Here is a 15,416-nt window from a genome sequence, read left to right as displayed (position 1 = left end):
CTTACAGAAGAGAGCTATACATCCAAAGCGGATTTCCTTGCGATGGATGAGATCCCTGTGTATAAAAAGGGCAGGAAGTCTGACTATGTTTTTTCGGGAAAAAGGATAAAGCGTGGACTCTACAGGCACTACGATGGGACAATAACAAATGCAGATATAAATGGAGCTGCAAATATCTTAAGAAAAGTATTCCCAAAGGTAACCCAATGGGATAGAGGCATAGTGGACATGCCCTGTTCTTTGGGATGCACTAAGCATCCCAAAGGTTCATGCCGCTCTGCGGCATAACAGAAACCTCTTCCGACGCAGAGTCGGTGGAGGCAGTTCATTCTGATTGTCATAGTTGGGTTTTTTGTATTATTCGTATTACCATCTATAATAGAGCATTTCGAAAAAAAGAAATGGGCGAAAGATCATGACGGAGACATGCATATCTGGGAGGCAAGGGAGAGGTTATACCATAGATTTTCCAGTGATTCATTCACCAACTTCTTTGATTCCGGTTCCTCTTTCGGAGGCGGAGACTCAGGAAGCTCCTTTGGTGGAGGAAGTTCCGACGGTGGCGGTGCCAGCAGATAATTACATGAAGGCTATAAGTAAGTAAAGGACTGAATTTAAAATGCCCGGATACATTTGGTTTGTATCCGGGTATTTCTCTTTTTTTCTATCGGGAAAGCTTGTATATGATTCCCTATTTTCCATCAGGAAAACTTGTAAAGGATTCCCTTTCCATCTCTGGAGCGCCATATTTTTCCTTTGCGTCGGCGAACGCCTTGATCATGAACGCCATATTTCTTGCGAGGTTTCGCATAGTCTGAAGGCCCTCAAGATCCTTCTTTACATCCTCTGCTGTAAAGCCATGAACCTGATTCCAATAAGTGCTTGAAGCCACAGGCATTCCGCTTATTGTGAAGTACTTATTTAGTACATCAAAAGTCGCAGTATTGCCGCCTCTTCTGGCGCTGACGATCGCTGCGCCAACTTTAAGATGCTTTGAAAAAGATGTGCTATAGAACAATCTGTCCATGAACGAGAGTATTGTTCCATTCGGAGAAGCATAGTAAACAGGGCTTCCAACCACCAGACCATCTGCCTCTTCAAGTTTTGGAGCAACCTCATTAACAAGGTCATTAACAACACATTTCCCATTTTGAGCGCAATATCCGCAGGCAACGCAGCCACGAATATCCTTATTTCCAACATGAATTATCTCTGTATCAATCCCTTCTTCCCGGAAAACTTTTACCATCTCATCAAGAGCAGTTGCTGTGCAGCCATTTGCCCTCGGACTGCCATTCAGTAACAATACCTTCGCCATAGAAAACCTCCTTTTTACAAACAAATTGCTAACAATATTATAACAAAAAAGTAAATATATTGAATTTTTAATAATAGTTATGGTGAATCGTGCAGTCGCCTGTGAGGTTACCTTTTCAGGTTGTGGATTGGGTATAGTGAATAAAAAGATGAAAGGAGCGGAAATATCATGATGAAGAATGATGCTAACGGTAAGGATATTAAGAACTTATGGCTCGCAGGAGTGATGGGGTGGTTGTCGGTGATGCGCTGGGGTGTCCGGTGCAGTTTAGAACAAGGCAGGAGGTTAAGGCTGATCCGGTGAAGAAGATGATTGGCTATGGGACTTTTAATTTGCCGGCAGGGTCTTGGACGGATGACAGTAGTCTTACGCTTGCGCTCCTTAGCAGTATCGGCGACAGGAAAAGTGTAGATACAACCGATATCATGAATAGGTTTGTGGAATGGCTGGATGACGGTGAGTACACGCCTTTCGGAATGTCTTTTGATATAGGTCGTGGGACAATGATTGCCATTGAGAAATATAAGAGGACTCACGACGCCGTGACCTGCGGCGGAACGTCGGAACATGATAATGGGAATGGCTCTCTTATGAGAATCCTGCCGGCGTGTATATATGGATATGTCTCGGGATTGTCCGGTGAGGAGGCTGTAGACTTGATTCACCGCGTTTCCGCACTCACCCATGGGCACATGAGAAGCAAGATGGCTTGCGGGATTTATTACTTTTGCATGAAGTCGATTTTGGATGTGGAGGGACCTTTGAAGGAGCGGCTTCAGAGAGGTGTGACGGCTGCTTTTGATTTTTATGAGAAGAATTCTGATAAATACGGGGGTGCTACTGAAAAATACGGGAATGATGAGCTTGCATATTATGACAGAATCAGGGATATTGAGGCGTTTTCAGAGCTCCCTGAAAAGGATATCAAAAGCAGCGGCTATGTGGTGGATTCTCTTGAGGCAGCTATTTGGTGCCTTGCAACTACAGGCAGCTTCGAAGAGTGCGAGCTTAAGGCAGTGAACCTCGGTGAGGATACCGATACCATAGGCGCTATCGCAGGTGGACTTGCAGGTATTTTCTATGGTTATGACGCTATCCCTTCTGACTGGCTTGAGGTGATCCAGAGGCGGGAGTGGATTGAGGAGAGGTGTGACGTGGAGGCCAAATGAAGGCATTTTGTGAGGATATCTGTGATTTGAGGGAAAGGTTCAAAAACACAGATGACTATCACTGGAGAATCTGTGTTTTATGCAAAAAACAAAAAACACAGATGATTTATGAAGGACTATCTGTGTTTTGGAGGAAAATGAAAGAAACACAGAAGGACATGGCAGAAGGAGTCTGTGTTTTGGAGGAAAATGTAGGAAACACAGAAGGGCATGGCAGAAGGAGTCTGTGCTATGGAGAAAAATGTCGAAAGCACAGAAGACTATAGTGCCAGGGGTCTGTGTTATGGAAGAAAAAGTTAAAAACACAGAAGGCAACCAATATATAGTCTGTGTTTTGGAAGAAAAAATAAAAAGCACAGATCCACATAATAGCAAGAGTCTGTGTAATAGAAGAAAATGCTGAAAACACAGAATTGTGTGAAGTGGCTGACGGAAATCTCGGGCTACTATTCACCGTGACGTCGTGAAGGCCGTGAAGTAAGAAATAAACAACCAACAGATAGAAATGAAAACAAATAAATTTGGTGTTCTCATAACCCGGGAAGTAATATTATAAGCTCAGAAAGAGAAAAGAAACAGCCAAACGGCTAACAAATACCACAACAAAGAAAGAGGTAAATATTATGAGATTTAATGATGTTCAGGATACACGCAAAGCAGAAGTTAAGAGAGTACAGAGAAACGAAGCAGTTCGCAAAATGTATGATGAATGCCTTGAGAAGCTTTCAGCTTTTTATAACAAAGAGAAGATGGCAGTAGCTTTTGGAGCAACATTCACACTTTGATCTTTAAAAGAAATGGATGCAATGAATCCCCGGAGTGTTGATTTTGGTCAGTACTCCGGGGAGTTTTAAGTTATAATATTGGTAACAATTTAATCGAACTAAGAAGTAATCTGATTTTGAAATATAAATACATTATTTGCTGAAAATGGGTATGAATATTGCGGAGAGAATAATAGAACCAAGTACATATTTGTCGGATGACCGGAAACGGTTCAGCAATGCTGCATTAAAAGCGATGATTGTGCCGCTTCTTATTGAGCAGCTTCTTCAGATGGTGGTAGGACTTGCAGATACAATGATGGTTAGTTACGCCGGAGAAGCCGTAGTTGCAGGTGTAGGACTTGATACTATGGTCTACACCATATTCATATATTTGTTTACTGCTATTTCCGCAGGAGGATCGGTAGTTGTATCTCAATACATTGGGAGCAAAGAGAAGGATAATGCTGATCTTTCAGCTTCGCAGATATTTTTTATAGGTGGGGTGCTTTCGATTGTATGCATGGTGATGATGCTTGTTTTCGGATCAGCACTTCTGCAGGCTATGTATCCCAAGGCAGAGGCGGATACGATGGCGGCCTGCAAGACATACATGTGGATAGTGGCCTGGTCTTTTCCGGCAAATGCTATCTATAATGCGGGGACAGCTGTTTTTCGTGCCATGGGGCAGACCAGAGTAACCATGTGGGTCTCATTTATTGCAAACTTGGTTAATGTGGTCGGGAATGCAATAGGAATATTTGTACTGAAGGCAGGCGCTGCCGGAGTAGCATGGCCGACAACAATCTCATGGTATGTGGCTGCGGTTATTATGACCGTGCTGTGCCTTGAGACAAGGACATCTGATGATATTCTTAAAAGACTTAATGTGCTCGGTGCCAAAAGAATCAGTATAAATATAAAGGATTCTCTTCGCCTGAATGCAGCTATGGCAAGGCGCATATTAGGTGTGGCAATTCCGAATTCCATTGAAAATACACTTTTTCAGGCGGCAAAGGTTGTTCTGGGTATGCTTACCGCAACTTTTGGGACATCGCAGATAGCTGCAAATACCACAGGACAGACATTCTGGTCACTGGCTGCATGCATGGGCATGTCAATGGGAACAGTTTTCATCACAGTTGTCGGACAGTGTGTGGGCGCCGGCGACTATGAGGCGGCTGAGTGGAATATAAGAAAGCTTACGAGATTATCGCTTGTGTTGGCAATCATTTGGAATGTGATGGTAATGGCACTGACGCCGGTTTTGCTTACTTTGTATAATCTTTCGGATGAGACAAAGCGGCTGATTTTGATAATAGTTGCGATACACAATCTGTTTTCTGCGCTGGTTCAGCCTTTTTCAGGCCCACTTTCATCGGGGCTTCGAGCTGCGGGTGATGTAAAATTCACGATGTGGGCATCGATATTTGCCACAGTTATCTGCAGGACAGTCCTGTCATTTATCCTTGCTCTGTGGATGGGCATGGGTGTAATAGGAATAGCTCTAGCAATGGTGCTTGACTGGTGCATTAAGGCAGCTCTTGATATCTGGCGATTCAAGACCGGAAAATGGATGAATAAAAAGATAATATAGTTGAAGTTGGAAAATAATATGGATGCAAAGAGGATAGAAAAACTAAAAGAAACTTATGCCCTGGAAGCACATTCTGAGGGAGGCTGGTTTTCAGAAGTTTACACGGCGGCGGTAGAAAAAGAAAACCGAGCTCTGGCCGGCAGTATATATTTCCTTCTTGTTGGAGAAGAGATATCTCATTTTCATCAGATAGATTGTGAGGAGATATGGTATCACCATGAAGGCTGCTCAGTGAAAATCACATCTATTACTGATGGCAAAATCGAGGAATTGTGCCTTGGACAGGATATAGAAAAAGGTGAGAGGGCAATGATAGTTATACCGAAAGGGGCCATTTTTGCTGCGGAAAATCTTGAAAAAGACGGGTACTGCTTCATGTCATGCATGACTGCACCCAAGTTTTCTTACGAAGGATTCAGGCTTGTCGGGCAGCACGAAATAGGTGAGATATGCGGTAAAAATGCAGATAGAATTCTGTACCTTGCCTATGAAGATGAGGGAAGCTTATGAAAAAATGGTGGGTTACTTTTTGTGTGATGTTCCTTTTGCTGTTTACAGCCTGCAGCGAAAGAAGCCAGGTCATGGATGGCGATGGGATGATACAAACATTTCAGTATACTCAGATATCGCAGGACGTGGCGAAAGAGATGATGGAAAAAGACGATGGCCATGTTATCGTCGATGTCCGCAGGGAGGATGAGTATGCAGAGGGGCATATTCCGGGCGCGATTTTAATTCCGAATGAAAGCATTGATGTGGATCCGCCTGAGGAACTTCCTGACCCCAATCAGATAATACTCGTCTATTGCAGGAGCGGAAGGCGCAGTAAGGAAGCGTCGCAGAAGCTTGCGGATATGGGATATTCAAATGTTTATGAATTCGGAGGGATCATCGACTGGACCGGGGATATTGAAATAAATAACAATAACGAAACAGAAAACGGAGGAGAGGAAATGGGAGCAGCAAAACTTTTGTACCAGGGACATGCGAGCATGAGGATCACCACAACTGAGGGAAAGGTGATTTATGTGGATCCATTTGCAGGGGAGGGCTATGATGTGCCTGCAGATCTGATACTCATGACACATGGACATTATGATCACACGCAAACGGATACGATAACCACAAAGAATCCTGATTGTGAGACTATCTCGTGGGAGGAAGCATTAAGCGGAGGGCAGCATCAGAGTTTTGACCTCGGATATGTAAAGGTTGAAGCTGTGGAGGCAGGCTACAACAAGAATCATGATGCAAAGCAATGTGTGGGATTTATCCTTACTTTTTCCAATGGTGTGACGCTGTATCTTTCAGGAGATACCTCTACGACGCCGCAGATGCAGGAACTTGCACAGAGAAATCTCGATTACGCATTTTTCTGCTGCGACGGAGTTTACAACATGGATGTGCAGGAAGCGATAGAGTGTGCCAAAACTGTAGGCGCAAAGCACAACATACCCTATCACATGATTCCTGCGGATAAAACGAACTGCTTTGATCAGGCGGTGGCTGAAAGTTTCGACGTACCGGGGAGGATAATACTCAAGCCGGGCGAAGAACTGGTTCTTGAATGATACCATAAAAAAGGAGGATTCTATTCAAGAATCCTCCATCATCAACTATATATTTATATTACCAAACGAAAGTAACTGCGTTAGCTACGTCTTCAGTAATTGTATTATCTTTTACAAGCTTTCCAAGCCATTTCTCAAGATTGTCAACCTTATGATTTGTCTGGATAAAGTGGATCTTTTTGCCTTCTACATCTGTTGAAAGAAATAATTCGTACATATACATAAGAGAAACCTCCATTTTTTTCTTATTCTTTTCTTTCATTCTCATTGGCCATTTGAATGTTCTTTCTCGCTTACATAAACTATATCGATAGGCCTTTCGATTTTCTTTAGAGCAAATTACAATGTTTATTTTTATTTTTTTTAGAGCAAAATCGTGAAAAAATATTACAATAGATGAGGGTAAAAAGTTGTGAAAAATAATCTGGCCAAGATAGGATGGGGAGGTTTTCATGGTTGGAGGATATAAGGTAATAACGCTTTGCGGAAGTACACGTTTCAAGAATGAATTCATGGAAGCTCAGAAGAGGCTCACTCTGCAGGGATGTATTGTTATAAGCGTTGGGCTGTTCGGGCATTCCGGAGACCAGGAAGTCTGGGAAAATATGGATGAAGGAACGCTCACCAAGACTAAGGAAATGCTCGATGATATGCATAAACGCAAGATCGACATGGCGGACGGAATATATGTGATCAATGTGGGTAATTACATCGGGGACAGCACAAGGTCTGAGATTGAGTATGCATTGGCGCATGGGAAAACGGTGGAATACCTGGAAGGATAAATTGATGGATAAATGGCAGCAGTTGGACAGAGAATATGTTGTGAGGAACAGATGGGTTACATTGGCAAAAGATAAGGTTCTTCTGCCAAATGGATCGACCATGGATGATTTCTATGTATTTGAGAAGAAAAATGTATCACTTATAGTTGCACTTGATGAAGAAAATAATGTTTTGATCAAGAAAGAATACAGATATCCTGTAGACGAGTTCTTATATGAATTACCGGGTGGAGTAATAGAGGAAGGCAATAATGCGTTAGAAACTGCAAAAAGAGAACTACTTGAAGAAACAGGATATACTTCGGATGAATGGATTAAACTAATTTCCGGGTATGACTATCCTACCAAAGATACAAATGTTGTTAATATCTTTTTGGCGAAGAATGTAAGGAAGTGTTCCGGACAGAAGCTCGAAATATCCGAGGATATCGAGTTTGAATTCATTCCACTGAAAAAGGCAATCGATATGTGTGTTTCAAATGAAATAAAGGTAAACGGGACAATTTCCGGTCTGATGCTTACAGAAAAATTGTTGCAAGTGACGGATATAAAGTGATTTTATCGGTAAAAAGGGGGACATAATGAAAAAAGCTTTTCATGTTGCATATGGTGCATGTATTGCAGCTGCATGCATGCTTTTTAGTGGAGTCAGCGTTAAAGCTGTCGGGGGTGTTGCAATTGATTCCGGCAATTTTCCTGATGACGGATTTAGGAAAATTGTTAGCGAAAAATGCGACAAGGACAAGGATGGCGAGTTATCAGCTTTAGAGATAAGTGAGACGAAAAGCCTTATCGTTGGCGACAATCACGATGACGGTTTTGCTGACATTCAAGCCTATCACTGAAGAGGGCATGGGAGCTGAGATGGTTGAAATTAATGAATCAGTTAAAATCGGAGGCTACAACTATCCTGTCACAACTATCGGAAAAGCAGCATTTAAGGGTTATAGTAATCTTAAAGAAATTTATATAGCAACAGATCTCAAGAAAGTAGATGAAAATGCTTTTACGGGTCTCAATAAGAAAAATAAGGTTACAATTTTCATCAGAACAAAAAATAAAAAGTTCTACAATAGAGTCAGAAAAGTACTTAAGAAGGCTGTGCCCAAGAATGTGGTAATTAAGATGTATAAATATTGATTGCTTAGTATACACTGGTAAATAATCTGGCAAAGATATAATCGGGGAGAGGTATGAAAAATGAAACATGAAATACAAACAAGATTTACAATTAATTGGCTATATGTCATCGCGCTGATTTTATTAGTGCAGTTTGCGCCATTTTCAGCGGTGAAGGCTTCTGCTTATTCAAAAACTGCTGATGGATTTGAATACAAAACATATCCTGAGGGCTATGTACAAATTTGCGGCTATGAAGGTAACGAGCAAACGGTAGTCATTCCCGAAACAATAAACGGGCTTCCTGTTACAGGAATCGAAGGCAGTGCATTTCAATCATGCAGAAATATAAGAAGCGTGACCGGAAACAGCATAACAAACATATCCGAGAGAGCTTTTATGTTTTGCAGAGATCTTGAATCTGTAAGTTTTCCTAAAACCACAATTATCGGAGAATGGATTTTCTACGCCTGCACTTCACTGAAAAATGTAAATATTCCTATGATTACCTATCTTCCGTTCAATGCTTTTAAAGAATGCAGTGCACTTGAAGAAGTGAGTTTCCCCAAAGTTACCGGTACAGGAAAATGTGTTTTTCAGGATTGTCCGATGCTGAAAAGTGTATCTCTTCCGGTGGCTACCAAGATAAGCTGCTATGTTTTTTCCGGGTGTACCAGCCTTACCGCGGTTTCTTTTCCTAAGGTAACTGAATTTGGAGTTAATGTATGCGAGGATTGTACTGCGTTGGAGTCAGCTGATTTTCCGAGTGCCAAGGAAGTAGGAAGCGATTTGTTTTTAAACTGTGTAAGCCTGAAATCTGTCAATTTTCCTAACGCTGAATATGCATGGGGAGAGTGCTTCAAGGGCTGTGGAAGTCTTGAGAAAGTAAGCCTCCCTAAAGCGAGAACGATTGGAAAAAACGGTTTTTCGGATTGTACGTCACTGACATCGGTTAGTGCTCCGAAAGCAGAGAGTATAGAGGACGAGGCATTTTCAAATTGCACAAGTTTAAAGACCATAAGCCTTCCCGGCGCAACTACTCTCTGGGGCAACACATTTACCGGCTGTACTTCCTTAACTTCTGCATATTTCCCGAAGGTTATGTATTTGGGAGGAAAAGATTTTTTAAATTGTACTTCATTATCAAAACTGGTTATCGGAGGAATGGTATCAACTTGTGGTGATTACGCCTTTGGTTTCAAACAAAATGCCTCCGGAAAATATGAACTGATAAAGGGATTAACTTTATATACAATTATTGATAACAGAAATCTGGCATACGGATTTGCGGTCAGAAATGGAATAAATGTAGCATCCGTCAATACTACAATAGGCAGGGTTGAGGTTTCGGAAAAGTCGTATACCTACACGGGAAAGCTTATAAAGCCTGAAGTTGTTGTAACAGATAAAAGCGGGAAACTCCTGGATAGTTCTGAATATAAAGTGAATTACCAGAGTAATAAGGCGGTCGGAACTGCTTTAGTTACAGTAACAGGTCAAGGCTTTTGCAGCGGATCGGCTTCAACAACTTTCAAAATCCTTCCCGGTAAGACGGATATTACTTTGGCAAAGAGTAAACATAAAAAGCAACTCACACTGAAATGGAATAAGAATACTGCCGGGAACAGCTATGAGATTCAGCTTTCCACTAATAAGAAATTCAAAAAGAAAAAGACGAAAAAGGTCATAATAAGCAAGAAGAATGTCACTAAAGCCAATATAAAAGGTCTGAAGGCCGGTAAAAATTACTATGTCAGAATCAGAAGCTTCAAGAAGATTTCGGGAAAAGAGTATTCAGGCGCCTGGTCGGATGTTAAAGTAGTTAATGTCATGCGGTAAGTGATTGATAATAGATTTAGGATTTTTTTAGATAGCTAAGGAGAGAAAATGCGTAAGGCACGTACTGAAAAAGAAAATGCAATCAGGGAGAAAATGCTCGCTGAGCTTTATGACAACGAATACAACAAGTTTATAGGATTTGAGGTGATGGAGCTTAGCCCCACATATAGCAAGTCTAGGGTCAAATGTGATACAAGACTTCACAACACATACGGCAGTATCCATGGCGGAGCACTTCTTTCTTTTGTTGATGTAATGGCCGGTGCGACGGCAAGCATGAGCGGATATTATGTTACGACAGTATCTGCAAATTTAAATTTCCTGTTGCCTGCGGTCAACACGGAATACATCTACTGTGAGTGCATGAAACTTAAAACCGGTAAACATATCCTGGTATTTGACATCAGGGTTACTGATGATGCGGGGAATCTTTTGGACAGCGGAGAGTTTTCCTTCTTCGCAAGTAAGGTCCCGGTACTCGGAGATAATTTGAAGTTCTAGAAGGGGCTACATAAAATAAAAAGGAGAATCCTGTTTAGGGATTCTCCGGTAGTGACTATATATTTATATTACCAAACGAAAGTAACTGCGTTAGCTACGTCTTCAGTAATTGTATTATCTTTTACAAGTTTTCCAAGCCATTTCTCAAGATTGTCAACCTTATGATTTGTCTGGATAAAGTGGATCTTCTTGCCTTCTACATCTGTTGAAAGAAATAATTCGTACATATACATAAGAGAAACCTCCGTTTATTCTTCTTATTTTTTCTTTCATTCTCATTGGCCATTTGAATGTTCTTTCTCGCTTACACATGATATATCGATTGGCCTTTCGAATTTCTTTAGAGCAATTTACAATGTTTATTTTTATTTTTTTTGAGGGGGAATTGTGAAAAAAAGTTACATTTTGGCTGATTAGATTTACCTCATTTTGGAATAGAATGAGATTAAAGAGGAAATCACGGAGATACATCAATATAAGGAGGTGTCTTATGTCTAAATGTGCGAAATGTGGAAGAGAATTGAGTGGCAATGAGAGGTTTTGCCCTGACTGCGGAAACTCGCCGAGGTTGGCAAGATGATTGCAGGCATAGCAAAGTACAATATAGCGAGCACGCTGTTCAAGTAATGGATTGCATAAATTAAGTTGACAGATACCCCACTAGGGTATATATTGGAGAAAATCCAGTATACCCTAGTGGGGTATTTGTGCATCATGAAAAACCATCATTTATGGAGGAAATATATGTCAGAGAACGAAAACAAGATGGAAGAAATAGAAGAAATGGAAGGCAGTTGTCCGCATTGCTCTGGTAAGCATAAGGACAGAGATGATAAGGAAAAGAGAGATCTTATGAACAGGCTCAAAAGAATAGAAGGGCAGGTTCGCGGAGTTGAAGGGATGCTGGAGAACGACGCTTACTGCACGGATATCCTGGTGCAGGTGTCTGCGATTACAAGTGCCCTCAACAGTTTTAATAAGGTTCTTTTAGCAAATCATATGAAGACCTGCGTGACTGAAAACATTCGTGAAGGTAACGATGAGATTATTGACGAGCTGGTGGTTACACTGCAAAAGCTCATGAAGTAAGTAGGTGAAAAAATGGAACAATATAATGTAACCGGAATGAGCTGCGCCGCATGCCAGACGAGAGTTGAGAAGGCTGTAAATGCCCTGGACGGGGTTGAGAGCTGTGCTGTAAGTCTTCTTACAAACTCGATGGGCGTTGAAGGCAGCGCATCTCCGGAAGAAATAATTAAGGCAGTAGAGGCAGCAGGCTATGGTGCAAGTGTTAAAAGTGCTGCAAAATCCGGTGCTACCGCCAATAACTACGAGGATTCCTTGAAGGATACAGAGACGCCTGTACTTAAGAAGAGACTTATCGCTTCGCTGATTTTACTGGTGCCGCTCATGTATGTTTCGATGGGACATATGCTGTGGAACTGGCCGCTTCCGCCGTTTCTTGACGGCAACCATGTGGCGATGGGATTGTATGAGCTGCTGATAGCGGGCTTTATCATGGTGATTAATCAGAAGTTTTTCATCAGCGGTTTTAAGGGGCTTATTCACAGGTCGCCGAACATGGATACCCTGGTGGCCCTTGGAGCGACAGCTTCTTTTGCATACAGTGTCTACGCACTTTTCGCCATGACGGGTGCGGTGAAGGCCGGGAACACGGAGCTGGTAATGCACTACATGGATCAGTTCTATTTTGAATCAGCGGCTACGATCCTGACACTAATCACGGTAGGAAAAACTCTTGAGGCGAGGTCAAAGGGTAAGACCACAGACGCGTTGAAAGCCCTTATGAAGCTTGCGCCCAAGACGGCAGTTATCCTTGAGGGCGACCAAGAGAGAACCGTTTCGATCGATGAGGTGAAGGTCGGAGACAGGTTCGTCGTAAGGCCAGGAGACAGCATACCCGTGGACGGTATTGTGAAAGAGGGCGAGAGCGCTGTTAACGAGTCCGCACTCACGGGAGAAAGCGTTCCCGTGGAGAAGCAGGCAGGAGATACTGTTTCAGCTGCAACCATCAATACTTCGGGGTATATGGTGTGCGAGGCCACAAAGGTCGGCGAGGATACCACGCTTGCGGGAATCATACGAATGGTCAGTGACGCCGCCGCAACCAAGGCACCGATTGCCAAGATTGCCGACAGAGTTTCAGGCGTATTTGTACCCGTGGTTATCGGTATTGCGTTTATAACATTTATCTTGTGGCTGCTCGTCGGGCAGACCTTCGGCTATGCGATTGCGAGAGCCGTATCGGTGCTGGTAATCAGCTGTCCGTGCGCTTTGGGACTTGCAACTCCCGTGGCGATAATGGTCGGAAACGGTGTTGGTGCCAGAAACGGAATTTTGTTCAAGACGGCAGCAGTGCAGGAACTTACCGGAAAAACACAGATAGTAGCGCTTGATAAGACAGGTACGATTACTACAGGAATTATGCGGGTTACCGATGTAATTCCGGCAGACGGTTTTGATGAAAAAGAGTTGATGACAGTCGCTTATGCGCTGGAATCCAAGAGTGAGCATCCTATTTCAAAGGCAATCATTGATTACGCAAAAGAGAAGGCGGTGGAGCTCAGGGAGACAACGGAGTTTGAGGCGCTCTCAGGAAATGGACTGAAGGCGAAGCTTGACGGAGTGGCAGTTGCGGGAGGAAATGTAAGATTTATCACAGATATCCCGGAAAGCGCCGCTGCACACATGAATGAACTTGCCGGCCAGGGTAAAACGCCGGTTCTTTTCACAAAGGATAACAAGCTCGCCGGAATAATTGCTGTAGCTGACACTATAAAGGAAGATACACCGCAGGCCGTCAGCGAGCTCAAGAAAATGGGCATACATGTGGTGATGCTGACGGGTGACAACGAGATCACGGCAAGAGCAATTGCGGATCAGGCAGGTGTGGATGAGGTTGTTGCCGGAGTTTTGCCGGACGGGAAAGAGTCTGTTATCAAAAAGCTCATGGAGCACGGTAAGGTTGCTATGGTGGGTGATGGAATAAACGACGCACCAGCCCTAACCCGCGCTGACGTTGGAATTGCCATCGGGGCAGGAACGGACATCGCCATAGATGCAGCTGACGTTGTACTTATGAAAAGCAGTATCCGCGACGTTGCAGCAGCCATCAGAATTTCGAGAGCAACTATCAGGAATATCCACGAGAACTTGTTCTGGGCATTTTTCTATAATGTGATCGGAATCCCTCTTGCTGCGGGATGCTATGTGGCAGCCTTCGGATGGACGCTCAATCCGATGTTCGGGGCAGCAGCAATGGGACTTTCAAGCTTCTGCGTGGTATCGAATGCGCTTAGACTTAACTGGATAAAGGTTCATGACGGCTCGAGGGACAAGTCCGTGAAAAATGCTGTTGATTATAGAATTATTCAATCAGAAGAAGTTCGGGTTGATAATGATACAAAGGAAAATGATACAAAAGAAAAGGAGAATAAAGAAATGAAGATTAAGGTAAACGGAATGATGTGTCAGCACTGTGAGGCTCACGTAAAGAAGGCGCTTGAGGCAATTGACGGAATAGAATCAGCGGTAGCTTCCCACGAGGAGAATCTGGTAACCATTACAAATTCCAAGGACGTGGATGAGGCTGCTATTAAGGCTGCTGTTACGGAAGCCGGATATGAGTATGTTGGAATCATGTAATTGAGCGTAGATAGAGGCTTAGTGACATTTACTCATATAAAACGTGTAAATAGTTGTAATTATATTTCAAAGGTGTAAACACTTGTTTAGAGGTGTAAATGGTTGTATTGATAAGGGCGAAGAATATGTTCTAAAGCAGGCAAAGAGTGAGCTGTTTTCTCAATGCTACGAAAAGATATGGAAAGAACTTCCTGATGGAGAACGGGCAATTCTCAGAATAGTTGCTTCAGGTCCTAAGAAGAGAAAAGAAGTTCTTGAGGAGCTAGAAGGTAAGGGGAGTTATCAGGTAAATAGTACTGCGTTGAAGAAAATGGGGTTACTCGAAGATAGCTCAAAGTCATATGGTATAGCAGAGATTACATTGCCATTTTTCGGTGAGTATATTGAGAAGTATTGTTAATTATTATGAGGGCATTACATGAGAGTAATCGAGGCAATAAACAATAGACATAGTTATCGCGGAAAATACAAGCCGGATCCTGTTCCGAGGGAGGATCTCATAATAATAATGCAGGCGGGAGTGGCAGCGCCGTCGGGATGCAACAAGCAGACTACTAGTCTGATTTGTGTCGATGATCCTGAGATACTTGCGAAGGTAAAAGCGGTAATTGATCCGCCGATAGCTGAGACTGCGCCGGTTTTCATCTGCGTTCTGACTCAAAGAATCAACGCGTACAGGGACAGGTGCTATGCGGTGCAGGATTATTCCGCGGCAATTGAGAACATGCTTCTCGCCATAGTGGACCTGGGATATCAGAGCTGCTGGTACGAGGGACATATTACTGATGAAGACAGAATTGGAGATAAAATCGCGAAGATTCTGAACGTTCCCGACGACTATGAGCTGGTATGCGTTCTTCCGGTGGGCATTGCCGAGGGTGAGTCGGTAGCCCCGAAAAAGAAGGAGTTTGCCGAGAGAGCATGGTTTAATGGATTTCAGGGAAATTAATATATAAAAGCTGCATTTCTGCAGCTGAATTTTAGAGGGGTAGCTGCCGGATTGTTTTAAATCCGGCAGCTTGTGTTATGAAGAAAAGTTTCTAAAAGGGGTTTGCCAAGAGGTTTTGTGTTCCTCTTGATGTTCTTT

Annotated in this window: 21 protein-coding genes and 1 pseudogene; 19 read left to right on the top strand and 3 right to left on the bottom strand. The window is 42.9% G+C overall.

Annotation, left to right across the window (positions count from 1 at the left end; all coding sequences use genetic code 11):
* Window positions 1–288: pseudogene (locus BMW61_RS13530) on the top strand (RNA-guided endonuclease InsQ/TnpB family protein); the annotation flags it as partial.
* Window positions 289–426: 138 nt separating this feature from the next.
* Window positions 427–579, top strand: coding sequence for a hypothetical protein (locus BMW61_RS21975; protein ID WP_175475208.1), 153 nt, complete (start codon window positions 427–429; stop codon window positions 577–579).
* A 112-nt stretch (window positions 580–691) separates the two neighbouring features.
* Here BMW61_RS21975 and BMW61_RS13525 read toward each other — a convergent pair whose 3' ends face one another.
* Window positions 692–1,318: a flavodoxin family protein gene (locus BMW61_RS13525; RefSeq protein ID WP_026499219.1), complete on the bottom strand. Its 627-nt coding sequence runs from the start codon at window positions 1,316–1,318 to the stop codon at window positions 692–694.
* Between the two features lie 209 nt (window positions 1,319–1,527).
* Here BMW61_RS13525 and BMW61_RS13520 point away from each other — a divergent pair, with 209 nt between their 5' ends.
* The 6 genes from BMW61_RS13520 (at window position 1,528) to BMW61_RS22540 (ending at window position 6,419) form a co-directional block, all read left to right on the top strand.
* Window positions 1,528–2,487 carry an ADP-ribosylglycohydrolase family protein gene (locus BMW61_RS13520; protein WP_139176325.1) on the top strand — a complete coding sequence of 320 codons (960 nt, stop codon included), beginning with the start codon at window positions 1,528–1,530 and terminating at the stop codon, window positions 2,485–2,487.
* The gene (locus BMW61_RS13515; RefSeq protein ID WP_022763473.1) at window positions 2,484–2,753 is read left to right on the top strand and encodes a hypothetical protein; all 270 of its coding nucleotides are present in this window, start codon (window positions 2,484–2,486) and stop codon (window positions 2,751–2,753) included. The genes BMW61_RS13520 and BMW61_RS13515 overlap by 4 nt, the downstream gene beginning before the upstream one ends.
* A gap of 357 nt (window positions 2,754–3,110) precedes the next feature.
* Window positions 3,111–3,272 (top strand): hypothetical protein, encoded by a 162-nt coding sequence (locus tag BMW61_RS21970; RefSeq protein ID WP_170832914.1) that lies wholly within the window; start codon window positions 3,111–3,113, stop codon window positions 3,270–3,272.
* A gap of 151 nt (window positions 3,273–3,423) precedes the next feature.
* Window positions 3,424–4,848 (top strand): MATE family efflux transporter, encoded by a 1,425-nt coding sequence (locus BMW61_RS13510; RefSeq protein ID WP_091822865.1) that lies wholly within the window; start codon window positions 3,424–3,426, stop codon window positions 4,846–4,848.
* An 18-nt stretch (window positions 4,849–4,866) separates the two neighbouring features.
* A complete protein-coding gene (locus BMW61_RS13505) occupies window positions 4,867–5,358 on the top strand; it encodes a cupin domain-containing protein (RefSeq protein WP_091822862.1) in 492 nt (163 codons plus the stop codon).
* Window positions 5,355–6,419 (top strand): rhodanese-like domain-containing protein, encoded by a 1,065-nt coding sequence (locus tag BMW61_RS22540; protein WP_242829931.1) that lies wholly within the window; start codon window positions 5,355–5,357, stop codon window positions 6,417–6,419. Before BMW61_RS13505 ends, BMW61_RS22540 begins: the two co-directional genes overlap by 4 nt.
* Window positions 6,420–6,477: 58 nt before the next feature.
* On the opposite strand, the gene BMW61_RS13490 is transcribed toward BMW61_RS22540, so the two are convergent.
* Entirely contained in the window at window positions 6,478–6,642 is a 165-nt protein-coding gene (locus tag BMW61_RS13490) for a hypothetical protein (protein ID WP_022762837.1), read from the bottom strand.
* Window positions 6,643–6,871: 229 nt separating this feature from the next.
* Between BMW61_RS13490 and BMW61_RS13485 the strand changes: the two genes are divergently transcribed.
* From BMW61_RS13485 to BMW61_RS13460, 6 genes are read left to right on the top strand one after another with little or no spacing between them, the layout of a single operon-like run.
* Window positions 6,872–7,204, top strand: coding sequence for a hypothetical protein (locus tag BMW61_RS13485; protein WP_022762843.1), 333 nt, complete (start codon window positions 6,872–6,874; stop codon window positions 7,202–7,204).
* A gap of 4 nt (window positions 7,205–7,208) precedes the next feature.
* Complete coding sequence (locus BMW61_RS13480; RefSeq protein ID WP_049944873.1) at window positions 7,209–7,760, top strand: NUDIX hydrolase; 552 nt, start codon at window positions 7,209–7,211, stop codon at window positions 7,758–7,760.
* 25 nt (window positions 7,761–7,785) lie between these two features.
* Window positions 7,786–8,049, top strand: a complete 264-nt coding sequence (locus BMW61_RS13475; RefSeq protein WP_022762841.1) for a hypothetical protein — start codon at window positions 7,786–7,788, stop codon at window positions 8,047–8,049.
* Window positions 8,015–8,344, top strand: a complete 330-nt coding sequence (locus tag BMW61_RS13470) for a leucine-rich repeat protein (protein ID WP_139176323.1) — start codon at window positions 8,015–8,017, stop codon at window positions 8,342–8,344. Before BMW61_RS13475 ends, BMW61_RS13470 begins: the two co-directional genes overlap by 35 nt.
* Window positions 8,345–8,404: 60 nt before the next feature.
* Complete coding sequence (locus BMW61_RS13465; RefSeq protein WP_091822852.1) at window positions 8,405–10,162, top strand: leucine-rich repeat domain-containing protein; 1,758 nt, start codon at window positions 8,405–8,407, stop codon at window positions 10,160–10,162.
* Window positions 10,163–10,210: 48 nt separating this feature from the next.
* Window positions 10,211–10,663 (top strand): PaaI family thioesterase, encoded by a 453-nt coding sequence (locus BMW61_RS13460; protein WP_022762838.1) that lies wholly within the window; start codon window positions 10,211–10,213, stop codon window positions 10,661–10,663.
* Between the two features lie 68 nt (window positions 10,664–10,731).
* On the opposite strand, the gene BMW61_RS21965 is transcribed toward BMW61_RS13460, so the two are convergent.
* Window positions 10,732–10,896, bottom strand: coding sequence for a hypothetical protein (locus tag BMW61_RS21965; protein WP_022762837.1), 165 nt, complete (start codon window positions 10,894–10,896; stop codon window positions 10,732–10,734).
* 206 nt (window positions 10,897–11,102) lie between these two features.
* Between BMW61_RS21965 and BMW61_RS23075 the strand changes: the two genes are divergently transcribed.
* The 5 genes from BMW61_RS23075 (at window position 11,103) to BMW61_RS13440 (ending at window position 15,278) form a co-directional block, all read left to right on the top strand.
* Window positions 11,103–11,243, top strand: coding sequence for a zinc-ribbon domain-containing protein (locus BMW61_RS23075; protein ID WP_139165219.1), 141 nt, complete (start codon window positions 11,103–11,105; stop codon window positions 11,241–11,243).
* A 164-nt stretch (window positions 11,244–11,407) separates the two neighbouring features.
* Window positions 11,408–11,752, top strand: a complete 345-nt coding sequence (locus BMW61_RS13455) for a metal-sensing transcriptional repressor (protein WP_022762836.1) — start codon at window positions 11,408–11,410, stop codon at window positions 11,750–11,752.
* A gap of 12 nt (window positions 11,753–11,764) precedes the next feature.
* Entirely contained in the window at window positions 11,765–14,329 is a 2,565-nt protein-coding gene (locus tag BMW61_RS13450; RefSeq protein WP_091822849.1) for a heavy metal translocating P-type ATPase, read from the top strand.
* An 82-nt stretch (window positions 14,330–14,411) separates the two neighbouring features.
* The gene (locus BMW61_RS13445) at window positions 14,412–14,729 is read left to right on the top strand and encodes a hypothetical protein (RefSeq protein ID WP_091822846.1); all 318 of its coding nucleotides are present in this window, start codon (window positions 14,412–14,414) and stop codon (window positions 14,727–14,729) included.
* Window positions 14,730–14,747: 18 nt separating this feature from the next.
* On the top strand, window positions 14,748–15,278 hold the full coding sequence (locus BMW61_RS13440; protein WP_091822843.1) for a nitroreductase family protein: 531 nt from the start codon (window positions 14,748–14,750) through the stop codon (window positions 15,276–15,278).
* The last annotated feature ends 138 nt before the right edge of the window (window positions 15,279–15,416 follow it).

This window comes from Butyrivibrio sp. ob235, from assembly GCF_900109475.1.
GTDB lineage: Bacteria > Bacillota > Clostridia > Lachnospirales > Lachnospiraceae > Butyrivibrio.
This window is presented reverse-complemented; position numbering and strand designations above follow the sequence as displayed.